We start from the raw sequence: 11,873 nt of genomic DNA on the forward strand, positions 1-11,873 counted from the left end.
AGGCGGGGATCCAATGCCTCCCACACACCGCCCTACTGGATTCCCGCCTTCACGGGAATGACAGGAGGGGGCGCAGCCAGATCAGGCAACGCTCCGCATCCAGCCCGGGCACGGCCAGTTGTTCCACGTGAAACACGTCGATCGACGGCGGCAGCGCGGCCAGTTCGTCGGCCGGGTGCTTGCCTTTCATCGCCATCCACACGCCACCTTCCGCGAGTGCACCGGCCGACCAGGCGGTGAAGTCGGCCAGCGTGGCGAAGGCGCGCGAGGCGATCACGTCGAAGCGCTCGGCCACCGCCTCCACCCGGGCATGCAAGCCACGCAGATTCGGCAGACCCAATGCACCGGCGGCCTGCTGGATGAAGGCGGCCTTCTTGGCGACGGTATCGACGCAGGCCACCGCCATCTCCGGGCAGCAGATGGCGATGACGACGCCGGGCAAGCCACCGCCCGAGCCCACGTCGAGCAGCCGGATCGGCCGGCCCTGCGTCTGCCGGCGCAGCGGCGCGACCACGGCCAGGCTGTCCAGCAGATGGTGCGTCAGCATCTCGGCCGGGTCGCGCACGGCGGTCAGGTTGTAGACCTTGTTCCACTTGGCCAGCAGGTCGAGGTAGGCCAGCAACCGATCGATCTGCCCGTCGGCGAGCGCCAGGCCCAGCGCCCGCGCGCCGTCTTGCAAGGGCGCGCGCAAGGGATGCGTCACCCTAGAAACGGTAGTTGAACGCGCTCGCCAGTGCCGTGATCGGCGTGCCAGGCAAGGCGCGAGGACGCGGCAGGCTCGTGCCTGCAAGGACGAGCAACGCCGCATGGCGCGGCGAGCGCGATGCTGGAGAGTGCGTAGCGCGCTCACCCAAGAGGTGAGGGTGAACGAGGCGGCGAAAGTCAATATCCATGCGGCTTTCCTGAAGGCGTCAAGCGGTCAATTGCCGTTTCTAGGGTCATGCCGCCTTGGGCTGCGCGAACCCCTTGAAGCCGCCCTTCTTCAGGTGGATCAGCAGCAGCGAGATGGCCGCCGGCGTGACGCCGCTGATGCGGCCGGCCTGGCCCAGGGTCTCGGGGCGGTACTTTTGCAGCTTCTGGCGCACCTCGATGGAGAGCGCGGGAATCTGCATGTAGTCCAGCTCGGGCGGCAAACGCAGGTTCTCGTAGTGCGCGGCGCGCTCCACCTCGTCGCGCTGGCGGTCGATGTAGCCGGCGTACTTGGCGGCGATCTCCACCTGCTCCACCACCGCCTCGGCCAAGTCGCCCAGCGTTTCACGTGAAACATCGGCGGTGGCATGGCGACCGCCGTCCAGGCTCATCAGCGCGGCATAGTCCACACCGGGGCGGCGCAGCAAGTCGAACAGGTTGTGCTCGTGCTCGATGGCCTTGCCCAACACGCGCTCGGATTCAGACGCCGGCAGGTTGCGTGGGTTGACCCAGGTGGACTTCAGCCGCTCGGTTTCACGTGAAACAGCGTCGCGCTTGCGGCTGAAGGCGTCCCAGCGCGCGTCGTCCACCAGGCCCAGCTGGCGGCCGGTCTCGGTCAGGCGCATGTCGGCGTTGTCTTCGCGCAGTTGCAAGCGGTATTCGGCGCGGCTGGTGAACATGCGGTAGGGCTCGGTCACGCCCTTGGTGATGAGGTCGTCCACCAGCACGCCCAGGTAGGCCTCGTCGCGGCGCGGCAGCCAGGCGGCTCCGAACGCACTGGGTTCGCCTTTGATTTCCCGGCACAGCAGCGCGGCGTTGATACCGGCGAACAGGCCCTGCGCCGCCGCCTCCTCGTAGCCGGTGGTGCCGTTGATCTGGCCGGCGAAGAACAGACCCTGGATGGCCCGGGTCTCGAAGCTGCTCTTCAGCGCGCGCGGGTCGAAGTAGTCGTATTCGATGGCGTAGCCGGGCCGCAGGATGTGGGCGTTCTCCAGCCCGGGCATGGAGCGCACCAGCGCCAGCTGGATGTCGAACGGCAGACTGGTGGAAATGCCGTTGGGGTAGACCTCGTGCGTGTCCAGTCCCTCGGGCTCCAGGAAGATCTGGTGGCTGTCCTTGTCGGCGAAGCGGTTGACCTTGTCTTCCACGCTGGGGCAGTAGCGCGGGCCCACGCCCTCGATCCGGCCGGTGAACATGGGGCTGCGGTCGAAGCCGCTGCGGATGATCTCGTGCGTGCGCGCGTTGGTGTGCGTCACCCAGCACGGCACCTGGCGCGGGTGCATGTCGGCCCGGCCCATGAAGCTGAACACGGGCACCGGGTCGAGGTCGCCGGGCTGCTCCTCGCATTTCGAGAAATCGATGCTGCGCCCATCCAGGCGCGGCGGAGTGCCGGTCTTCAGGCGCCCCTGCGGCAGCTTCAGCTCCTTTAGCCGGGCCGAGAGCGACACCGCCGGCGGGTCGCCCGCGCGGCCGGCGGCGTAGTTGTCCAGCCCGACGTGGATGCGCCCGTCCAGGAAGGTGCCCGCCGTCAGCACCACCGCGCGGCCGCGGAAGGCGATGCCGACCTGGGTGACGGCGCCGGTCACGCGGTCGCCCTCCAGCAGCAGGTCGTCCACCGCCTGCTGGAACAGCCACAGGTTGGGCTGGTTCTCCAGCATCCGGCGGATGGCGGCCTTGTAGCGCACGCGGTCGGCCTGGGCGCGGGTGGCGCGCACGGCCGGGCCCTTGCTGCCGTTGAGGATGCGGAACTGGATGCCGCCCTCGTCCGTGGCCAGCGCCATCGCGCCGCCCAGCGCATCGACCTCCTTCACCAGGTGGCCCTTGCCGATGCCGCCGATGCTGGGGTTGCAGCTCATCTGGCCCAGCGTCTCGATGTTGTGCGTCAGCAGCAGCGTGGCCGCGCCCATGCGCGCGGCGGCCAGCGCCGCCTCGGTGCCGGCATGGCCGCCGCCGACGACGATGACGTCGAAGGCCCGCGGATGGAAGTAGGTCGGGATGGCCACGTTGCGAATGCGCTGGAAGGAATCCCGGGATTTTAAGCGTTTTGGGCCCTCAGCGCTTGCCTGGCATGCGCCGGCAGCTATAAAAAAAAGAGCGACAGCGCCCGGCGCGCCGGCTCGGGTATGCTGGCGAGGCACATCCGGCATCCGTGACCGACCATCGCAAGGAGAAACCATGGCCAGTACCGCGTCCAAGAGCGTCAAGCCTGCCCAGGCGGCCACGCACGCCCTGCCTTCCTACCTGGATCCTGCCCACCTCGGCCCCTGGGGCATCTACCTCCAGCAGGTGGACCGCGTCACGCCCTACCTGGGCCATCTGGCGCGCTGGGTGGAGACGCTCAAGCGCCCCAAGCGCGCGCTGATCGTGGACATCCCGATCGAGATGGACAACGGCACCATCGCCCACTTCGAGGGCTACCGCGTGCAGCACAACACCTCGCGCGGCCCGGGCAAGGGCGGCGTGCGCTTCCACCAGGACGTGACGCTGTCGGAGGTGATGGCGCTGTCGGCCTGGATGAGCGTCAAGAACGCCGCCGTCAACGTGCCCTACGGCGGCGCCAAGGGCGGCATCCGGGTGGACCCGCGCACGCTCAGCACCGGCGAGCTGGAGCGCATCACGCGCCGCTACACCAGCGAGATCGGCATCATCATCGGCCCTTCCAAGGACATCCCCGCGCCCGACGTCAACACCAACGAGAAGGTGATGGCCTGGATGATGGACACCTACTCCATGAACGAGGGCGCCACCGCCACCGGCGTGGTCACCGGCAAGCCCATCGCCCTGGGCGGCTCGCTCGGACGGCGCGAGGCCACCGGGCGCGGCGTGTTCACCGTCGGCGTCGAGGCGGCCAAGCAGATCGGCCTGCCCATCGAGGGCGCGCGCGTGGCCGTGCAGGGCTTCGGCAACGTCGGCGGCATCGCCGGCAAGCTGTTCGCCGAGGCCGGCGCCGTGGTGGTGGCGGTGCAGGACCACACCGGCGGCGTCGCCAGCGACAAGGGACTGAACGTGCCCAGGCTGCTGGAGCACGTGGCCAAGACCGGCGGCGTGGCCGGCTTCAAGGGCGGCGAGGCCATCACGCTGGCGGAGTTCTGGTCCACCAAGTGCGACATCCTCATCCCCGCCGCGCTGGAGGGCCAGATCACCGCGGCCAACGCCGGCAAGATCAAGGCCAAGATGGTGATCGAAGGCGCCAACGGCCCCACCACGCCCGAGGCCGACGACATCCTGCAGAGCAAGGGCGTGCTGGTGGTGCCCGACGTCATCGCCAACGCCGGCGGCGTGACGGTGAGCTACTTCGAGTGGGTGCAGGACTTCTCCAGCTTCTTCTGGAGCGAGGACGAGATCAACCAGCGCCTGGTCAAGATCATGAAGGACGCCTTCGAAGGCGTGTGGAACACCGCGCAGCAGCACAAGGTCAGCCTGCGCACGGCCACCTACATCGTGGCCTGCACGCGCATCCTGACCGCGCGCGATTTGCGCGGGCTGTACCCTTAACCGGCCGGCGCTACTTCATGCTGTCGCTGATGGCCTTGCCCCCCATCAGCGCCAGCACCACCATGACGGCGGCGACGACCAGGAACAGCACGAACAGGATCTTGGCGATGCCCGCCGCGCCGGCAGCGATGCCGGTGAAGCCGAACAAGCCCGCGACCAGCGCGACGACGGCAAAAATGATGGCCCACTTCAGCATGGCGCACTCCTTGGTTGGTTGGAGCCCCGATGGTGCGGCCGGCGGCGCGCCGGCGCTGTCGTCCGGCCCAGCGGCGCGGCGTAGGACGGCAGGCGCACCGCCCCACCGCATTCCGCCCGAGCGCTCCTGTTTCAGGAGCTGCCAGCGCTTGCTGGGCGGGCGCTGGAGGCCAATTTGACCCATAATCTTTCACCCGCCATCGAGCCCCGCTGCCACCCCGGCTGCGGCGCCTGCTGCACCGCGCCCTCCATCAGCTCGCCCATCCCCGGCATGCCGCGCGGCAAGCCGGCCGGCGTGCCCTGCGTGCAGCTCGACGAGCGCCTGCGCTGCCGCCTGTTCGGCCGGCCCGAGCGCCCCGCCGTCTGCGCCGGCCTGCGCCCCTCGGCCGAGATGTGCGGCCCGCCCGGCGACGGCGGCGCGCACGCCCGCCTGTACCTCGCCCGGCTGGAGCAGGCCACCGCCCCGCGGTGAAGCCATGCGCCGTGCAAACCGGCGGCGCCGGTGGTAACTTCAGCCCGCCGCGCGGCGCCTGACACGACCGGCGGCGGCACCCTCCCAGACCACCGAAAGACACCCGACATGAAGCTCTACTACTCCCCCGGCGCCTGCTCCCTCTCGCCCCACATCGCGCTGGAGGAAGCCGGCCTCCAGTACGAGGCCATCTCCGCCCCCACCAAGACCAAGGTACTGCCCGACGGCTCCGACTTCCGCAAGGTCAACCCGCTCGGCTACGTGCCCTACCTGGTGCTCGACGACGGCACCGGCCTGCGCGAAGGCCCCGCCATCGTGCAGTACATCGCCGACCAGGCGCCGGACAAAAAGCTCGCGCCGCCCAACGGCAGCCTCGCGCGCTACCAGCTGCAAAGCTGGCTCAACTTCATCGGCACCGAGGTGCACAAGAGCTTCAGCCCGCTGTTCGCCCCCGGCACGTCCGACGACGCCAAGCAGGCCGCCAAGGACCGCATCCTCGGCCGCCTGACCTGGGTCGACGGCGAGCTGGCCGGCAGGCAATACCTGATGGGCGACGACTTCAGCGTCGCCGACGGCTACCTGTTCACCGTCACCAACTGGGCCAAGCCTACCGGCCTGGACATCTCCGGCCTGAAGAACCTCGCCGCCTACCGCGAGCGCGTGGCAGCCCGCCCGGCGGTGCAGGCGGCGATGAAGGCCGAGGGGCTGCTCTGATCCGGCGCCCCTTCAGAAGGCGCGAATGAACTCTGCATGCGCGAAAGCCTGAGCGTACTCAGCCGTCCGTGCTCAGCCCCTGCGCCAGCGCTTCGAATACCACCCGGATCCGCCGCGAGGTACGCAGTTCGCGGTGGGAAACCAGCCAGATCGGGAAACACACGGGTGGCACGTTGTCGAGCACGCGGACGATGCCCGGCGTGGCGCGGGCGATCTCGTCCATCATGGTCCCTATGCCCATGCCCTGGCGCACCAGGGCCCAGTGGGCCGTGTTGTGGTCCGCATAGCAACTGAAGTTGCTTTCGCTCAGAGACAGGCCGTGCTGGCGCAGGTAGTACAGGAACTGGCCTGAACGGTCGGAGCCGACGAAAGGCAGATGGACCGCGTCTTCTGCGTCGCGCGGATGGCCGTGGGTCTTCACCCAGTCCTCGGATGCATAGAAGCTCGCCCGGGCCTCGCGGATCAGGCGGCCGATCAGCTCGGGCTGCTCCGGCTTGACATGGCGGATGGCAATGTCTGCCTCGCGCCGCAACAGGTTGCTCAGCGCATTGGACGGAATCACCTCGACGACGATCCCCGGTTCCTGTTCGCGCAGTTGCCGCACCAGGGGCGGGAGCAGGTGCGCCGCCACCATGTCGGTGGCCGTGACCGACACGACACCGCCCACGGCCTCGGAGCGGCCCGTGGCGGCCAGGTCCAGGGCCTCGGCGGCCGCCCCCATGGCGCGGGCGTGTTCCAGCAGGTCAAGTCCGGTAGGGGTCAGGGCCATCGCTTTGCCCACGCGCTCGAACAGGGTCACGCCCATGCGCTGCTCGATCGCCGCCACCTGGCGGCTCAACGTGGGCTGGGTCAGGCCCAGCTTGCGGGCCGCCGCTGACAGCGAACCTGTTTCGGCAGTTTCCAGAAACGCTTTCAGCTGGTTCCAATCGAGATTGCTCATGCATAAATGTATATGTTCCCTGCGTTAATCGCAGTTTCCTGTGGCATCACGCATGGATAGCATCCATGCATCGTTCAACGCATGACTTTTCTGGCCCATGTCATCTCCAGCCCTTGCTCCGGTCGACAACGCCCTGCCCAGCGCTGACTCGGTGGCGTCAATGGGCCGCAAGGCACGCTTCTGGGACCGCATTGCACGCAAATATGCCGCTGGTCCGATTGCGGACATGGCGGGCTACGAAGCTACCCTGCGGCGCGTGCAGACGTTGCTGTCCAAAGCGCACGATGTACTGGAGATCGGCTGCGGCACCGGCAGCACCGCCTTGCGCCTGGCGCCTTTCACGCGGCACATGCTGGGCACGGACATCTCGTCCGGGATGATTGCCATCGCCCGGGAGAAGCTGGCGGCCCAGCCCGTGCCGCAGCTGAGCTTTCTGGTGGCCGACGCCGATGTGCCGGTGTTCGGACAGGGCCGTTACGACGTGGTGCTGGCCCTCAATATGCTGCACCTGGTCGATGACCTCGACCACGCGCTCAAGCTGGCGATGCAAGCCCTGCGGCCGGGTGGCCTCCTGATCTCCAAGACACCTTGCATCAGTGAGATGAATCCGCTCATTCCCCGCGTCGCGCTGCCGCTGATGCGCGCCATCGGCAAGGCGCCGTCCGTGCTGTGCTTCGATGCCGAACAACTCCGGTCGGCCATCGTCCGGCAGGGCATGCAGATCGTCTCCGTCGAGCGGCACGGCACCCGCGGCAAGGACATACGGGTCTTCATCGTGGCCCGCAAGCCGGCCTAACTTCCCCTCTGTTCAGAAAACCATGGCTGTGCCCAAGCCCGTGGGGGCTCGGGTTCGGCTGCTCGCTGCTGCGCAGCTTTTTTCTCGCTTCAGTTCATAAAGGAGTCCATCTATGCTTGCTCACCACCGTCTCGCCCGCCCGGTTGCTTTGCTCCCCGTCCTTGTAGGTTTGCTGGCCTTGAGCGCTTGCGGAGGCGGGGATGACGACAACCCCCCAGACGATGGCGGCAGCGTGCCGCCGCCGTCCATCACCGAGCTGGAAGGCGATTGGGTGCAAAGGGGCTGTACCAGGGCGGGTGCGCAGTCGTTCAAGAGGACGCTCAGAGCGCGCATCACAGGGCAGGCCGCGCTCGACTACTACGAAGGGGTGTTGACCTTCAATGGCGGTGAATGCGCAGGGACTCCCCAACAGGCCGGCCCGTCCAGGCTGGGAACGGTGACCTTTGCGCGATCGGAAGCCAACCAGACGCTGGCTGCGCATTGGGGCGAGTTCCGAACCGTGACGGGTACCCGCTTCGGCGCCATCTGGACCCTGCGGCAGGCCAATACGCTGTGCCTGCTCGGCGACGAAATACCCACCAATCAGCCATCGCTTTCCGCGGTGGCCTCCAGCGTGGCCACCATTCCTCTGGACAACTGCTTTACCCGATGAGCTTTCCAAAGGCATCCCCTATGCATCTCCGATCCATCACCCCCGTCGTAGCTCTTTTGGCACTCCTCACGGGATGCGCATCCACCCTCGACCAGGAAGGACTGGAGCAGCGCACGGCGCAGGCCATCGGTCGACCCGTGGGCCAGTTCTCCATTGCCGATCGCAAGGAGGAAACCGGCGGCCGCATCAACTACACCGTCAGTACGCGTGACGGCGCCGTCTACCGCTGCTACCTCTATGGCGCGACGGGCTTCCAGAAGGCGATGAGCTTCGGACAGACACCGCATTCCGATGCCGTCTGCACCGCCATGGTCGGCAGCCAGACCAACCGCGGAAATCAAGGGGCCGCAACCCCCGGTCCGCGTGGCCGCAATGCAGGCCAGGAATGCAATGCCTTGCTGCGGTCGGCCGGGCGCTGCTGAGTTTGTCGGTCCAAAGGAAACCGTCATGAAGTTGACGCACGCCCTGCTGCCGCTCGCAGCCGCGTTGCTTGCCCTGCCAGCCAGCGCGGTCGACCTGCAAGTCACGGTGCTGGAAGGTCCGGCCGCGCCAGCGATGTACTACCTTGCGCTCTTCGATTCCGCGGAGGCGCTTGCCAACAACCAGGCGCTGCTCTCGCGAAAAGCCGAGCTGCGGGATGGAACCGCGCAACTGCTCATTCGCGACCTGCCGGCTGGACGCTATGCGATCAAGTCGTTCGCCGATGAGAACGGCAATGCCAAGCTGGATACCAACATCCTGGGACTGCCCACGGAGCGCTACGGGTTCTCCAACAACGCCATCGGCCGAATGGGCCCGCCAACCTTCGACGCCGCAGCCGTGGAACTCGATGCCGACAAGCGCATCACCATCCGCCTGCGCTGATCGGAATGAAGACCCCCGTGACGCGCCGGGATCTCCTGTGGCGGCTGATCGCCAGCGGCGGCGGCTCGTTGCTGGTGCCGCCTGACGGGCGAGCGGAAGACGCTTCCAGCTGGCAGTCTCGGTTCGATGCATCCACGGCGCCCTGGAAGTCGGCGTTTGCCACCCCAGCCGCGGACTTTCCGTTGACCGAGGTATCCGTGCGCGGGCGCTTCCCCGATGCCGTCGCCGGCACGCTGTACCGCATCGGGCCAGCGGGTCATGACCTGGGCGGGGAACGGTACCACCACTGGTTCGATGGCGACGGCATGGCGCACCGCTTCGTGATCGCAGGTGCTGCGGTTCACCACCAGGGCCGCTACGTGGCGACCGCCAAGCGGGTGGCCGAGGTCAAGGCCGGTCGGCGGTTGACGCAGGGTTTCGGCACGGTATTCAAAGGCAGGCCGGAGCCCGGCTCACCCGACAGCATGAACGCCGCCAACACCAGCCTGCTGTCCGTCGGAGGCGATCTGCTCGCGCTGTGGGAAGGCGGGTCGGCAACCCGCCTGGACCCGCTCACGCTGGAAACACGGGGACTCAAGACCTGGCGTGCAGACCTTGCGGGGGCTCCGTTTTCGGCCCATCCCCGGGTTGAGGCCGACGGAACGATCTGGAATTTTGGCGTCGATGCCCATCGCGGCATGCTGCTGCTCTACGAGATCGGGCCGGGCGGCGTTCTCCGGCGTGCCGAAGCGCTTTCCATCAGCGACATGCCGATGGTCCATGACTTCGCCGTCACGGCCGGGCATCTGGTGTTCCTGCTGCCGCCCCTCGTGTACGACGGGCGGCGCAGATCGGCGGGGGCGAGCATGCTGGACGCCTACGTGTGGCGTCCCGAGCTGGGCATGCGCGCGCTGGTGCTCGACAAGAAGGATTGCAGGCGCCAGCAGATGTTCCATCTGCCGCCCGGTTTCCTGTTCCATCTCGGCAACGCCTGGGAGCAGGAAACCACCAGCGGCGCGGTGATTCATCTGGACTATGCACGCGCCTGCGATGCGTCGAGCGTTCTCGAAGATACGCGCGAAGTGATGCGCGCCCAACTCTCGGGCAGAGCGGGCCCCAGCCTGACCGTCGTGAACCTGCACTTGCGCTCCGGCAAGGCAAGCCAGGTGGACCTGGGGATCGAGGCGGAGTTTCCGCGCATCGATCCCCGCCGAACGGGGTTGCGGCATCGCCAGGTCATTCATGCCACAAAGACCCACGGCGGTCTGCCCATGTGGAACGGCGTTGCATGCACCAACGTCGAAACCGGGGCTACGCAGGGCTTCAGCTACGGCCCGCATGTGATCGTGGAGGAGCATGTGTGGGTGCCCGGCGGGCGCGATACGGGCTGGGTGATCGGCACCATCCTCGACCACGCGCAGAACAAGACCGTGCTGTCGTGCTTTGCCGCCGACGCGTTGGCCGACGGCCCCGTTGCACAGGCGACGCTGCCGTATGCACTTCCGCTGGGGCTGCACGGCATGTTCGTCCCGGCACAGGGATGACCGGCCCGCACGCCGGCGGCACCTTCGTCCGCGCGACGCGCGGCCAACTCACCCGAGCGGCTTCTGCCGCCACGCCAGCAGCGCGCCCAGCCACAGCGCCGCCGCCGACACCACCAGCCCGCGCGCCAGCCCGCCCGGGCCGTCGGCGATCCAGCCGACCACCGTGGGGCCGACGATCTGCCCCGCCGCGAAGATGATGGTGAAGGCGCTGATGCCCGCCGCCCACTCGTGCGCCGGCAGGTTGTGGCGCACGAAGGCGGTGGTCGAGGCCACCACCGACAGGAACACCGCCCCGAACAGCAGCCCCGAGGCCAGCACCACCGGCCAGGCGCCCGTCAGCGCCGGCAGGATGGTCGCCACGCCCAGCAGCGCGTTCAGCAGCGCCAGCGCCCCGCCGCCCCGCGCGCGGTCCAGCAGCCCGGCCCAGATGCGCGCCGACGCCACCACCGCCAGCCCCAGCAGCGCGTAGAACGTGGTGATGGCCCCGGCGCCCACGCCCCGCTCGCGCAGCAGCGCGATCACGAACGTCATGTAGCCGATGTAGCCCACGCCGAACAGCGCATAACCCGCCAGCGCCGCCCCCATCGCCCGCAGCGGCGTGCGTTTGCTTTTATGCGCCGAATCGGCCTCAAGCGCTTTACTGGCGGGCGCCGGCAGCTCATCTTTTTGCAGCACCCTGGCCGGCCACCAGAGCGCCGCCGTGCCCAGCACGCAGGCCAGCGCCAGCCCCCACCAGGCCCAGGCCCACGCGTGCGGCGCGCCCTCTGCGGCGTGCAGCAGCGCCGGCACGCCCAGCGCCGAGGCGGTGATGCCCCAGCCCGTGCCCCCGTAGTACAGCCCCAGCAGCAACCCGCCGTGCGTCGGCGCCCGCGCCCCCAGCCGCGCCGCCAGCAGCCCGCCGGCGATGAAGACGAAGGCGCTCGCCACCCCCGCCAGCAGGCGCTGCGCGAGCAGCGGCGCGGCGGCGGTGAAGAAGCCCGACGCCGCCATGAACACGCTCGCCAGCAGCGCCCCGCCCAGCAGCAGGCGCGCCGCGCCCCAGCGCCGCATCAGCGCCGGCGTGGCCAGCGCGCCCAGCAGGTAGCCGGCGGCGTTGACGGTGTTCATGGCGCCGGCCAGCGTGTAGCTCCAGCCCAGGTCCCCGCGCATCACCGGCAGCAGCAGCCCGTAGGCGAAGCGCGTGATGCCCAGCGACAGCGCCGCGCCCACCGACAGGGCCAGCGCCAGCCCCAGCAATGACCCGAGCGACTTGGGAGGCGAATGCATGCACCGCATTGTGCCGAGGCGCAGCGGCGCACAATGCGGCGAAGACT

At 68.5% G+C, this 11,873-nt stretch carries 13 protein-coding genes; 8 read left to right on the forward strand and 5 right to left on the reverse strand.

Annotated features, from left to right (window positions below; genetic code table 11):
• Nucleotides 1-49: 49 nt before the first annotated feature.
• Nucleotides 50-703, reverse strand: a complete 654-nt coding sequence (rsmG, locus tag QM772_RS11040) for a 16S rRNA (guanine(527)-N(7))-methyltransferase RsmG (RefSeq protein ID WP_415136381.1) — start codon at nucleotides 701-703, stop codon at nucleotides 50-52.
• A 235-nt stretch (nucleotides 704-938) separates the two neighbouring features.
• Nucleotides 939-2,912: a tRNA uridine-5-carboxymethylaminomethyl(34) synthesis enzyme MnmG gene (gene mnmG, locus QM772_RS11045; protein WP_415136383.1), complete on the reverse strand. Its 1,974-nt coding sequence runs from the start codon at nucleotides 2,910-2,912 to the stop codon at nucleotides 939-941.
• A 172-nt stretch (nucleotides 2,913-3,084) separates the two neighbouring features.
• On the opposite strand from mnmG, the gene QM772_RS11050 reads away from it, so the two are divergent.
• Complete coding sequence (locus tag QM772_RS11050) at nucleotides 3,085-4,404, forward strand: Glu/Leu/Phe/Val family dehydrogenase (protein WP_415136385.1); 1,320 nt, start codon at nucleotides 3,085-3,087, stop codon at nucleotides 4,402-4,404.
• 10 nt (nucleotides 4,405-4,414) lie between these two features.
• Here the strand turns inward: QM772_RS11050 and QM772_RS11055 are convergent, their stop codons facing one another.
• Nucleotides 4,415-4,600, reverse strand: coding sequence for a DUF1328 family protein (locus tag QM772_RS11055; RefSeq protein WP_415136387.1), 186 nt, complete (start codon nucleotides 4,598-4,600; stop codon nucleotides 4,415-4,417).
• A gap of 174 nt (nucleotides 4,601-4,774) precedes the next feature.
• On the opposite strand from QM772_RS11055, the gene QM772_RS11060 reads away from it, so the two are divergent.
• Together QM772_RS11060 and gstA are read left to right on the forward strand one after the other, a co-directional pair.
• Nucleotides 4,775-5,071, forward strand: coding sequence for a YkgJ family cysteine cluster protein (locus QM772_RS11060; protein ID WP_415136389.1), 297 nt, complete (start codon nucleotides 4,775-4,777; stop codon nucleotides 5,069-5,071).
• Between the two features lie 108 nt (nucleotides 5,072-5,179).
• Nucleotides 5,180-5,785, forward strand: coding sequence for a glutathione transferase GstA (gene gstA, locus QM772_RS11065; protein WP_415136391.1), 606 nt, complete (start codon nucleotides 5,180-5,182; stop codon nucleotides 5,783-5,785).
• Between the two features lie 58 nt (nucleotides 5,786-5,843).
• On the opposite strand, the gene QM772_RS11070 is transcribed toward gstA, so the two are convergent.
• Entirely contained in the window at nucleotides 5,844-6,725 is an 882-nt protein-coding gene (locus QM772_RS11070) for a LysR family transcriptional regulator (RefSeq protein ID WP_415136393.1), read from the reverse strand.
• 97 nt (nucleotides 6,726-6,822) lie between these two features.
• On the opposite strand from QM772_RS11070, the gene QM772_RS11075 reads away from it, so the two are divergent.
• The 5 genes from QM772_RS11075 (at nucleotide 6,823) to QM772_RS11095 (ending at nucleotide 10,560) form a co-directional block, all read left to right on the forward strand.
• Nucleotides 6,823-7,521, forward strand: coding sequence for a class I SAM-dependent methyltransferase (locus tag QM772_RS11075; protein WP_415136395.1), 699 nt, complete (start codon nucleotides 6,823-6,825; stop codon nucleotides 7,519-7,521).
• Nucleotides 7,522-7,633: 112 nt separating this feature from the next.
• Nucleotides 7,634-8,173: a hypothetical protein gene (locus tag QM772_RS11080; RefSeq protein WP_415136397.1), complete on the forward strand. Its 540-nt coding sequence runs from the start codon at nucleotides 7,634-7,636 to the stop codon at nucleotides 8,171-8,173.
• Between the two features lie 20 nt (nucleotides 8,174-8,193).
• Nucleotides 8,194-8,595: a hypothetical protein gene (locus QM772_RS11085; protein WP_415136399.1), complete on the forward strand. Its 402-nt coding sequence runs from the start codon at nucleotides 8,194-8,196 to the stop codon at nucleotides 8,593-8,595.
• Nucleotides 8,596-8,620: 25 nt separating this feature from the next.
• Nucleotides 8,621-9,037 carry a DUF2141 domain-containing protein gene (locus tag QM772_RS11090; RefSeq protein WP_415136401.1) on the forward strand — a complete coding sequence of 139 codons (417 nt, stop codon included), beginning with the start codon at nucleotides 8,621-8,623 and terminating at the stop codon, nucleotides 9,035-9,037.
• Nucleotides 9,038-9,042: 5 nt separating this feature from the next.
• Entirely contained in the window at nucleotides 9,043-10,560 is a 1,518-nt protein-coding gene (locus QM772_RS11095) for a carotenoid oxygenase family protein (RefSeq protein WP_415136403.1), read from the forward strand.
• A gap of 48 nt (nucleotides 10,561-10,608) precedes the next feature.
• On the opposite strand, the gene QM772_RS11100 is transcribed toward QM772_RS11095, so the two are convergent.
• A complete protein-coding gene (locus QM772_RS11100; RefSeq protein WP_415136405.1) occupies nucleotides 10,609-11,826 on the reverse strand; it encodes a YbfB/YjiJ family MFS transporter in 1,218 nt (405 codons plus the stop codon).
• Between the last annotated feature and the right edge of the window lie 47 nt (nucleotides 11,827-11,873).

It is taken from the genome of Ottowia sp., assembly GCF_047601385.1.
GTDB lineage: Bacteria > Pseudomonadota > Gammaproteobacteria > Burkholderiales > Burkholderiaceae_C > Ottowia.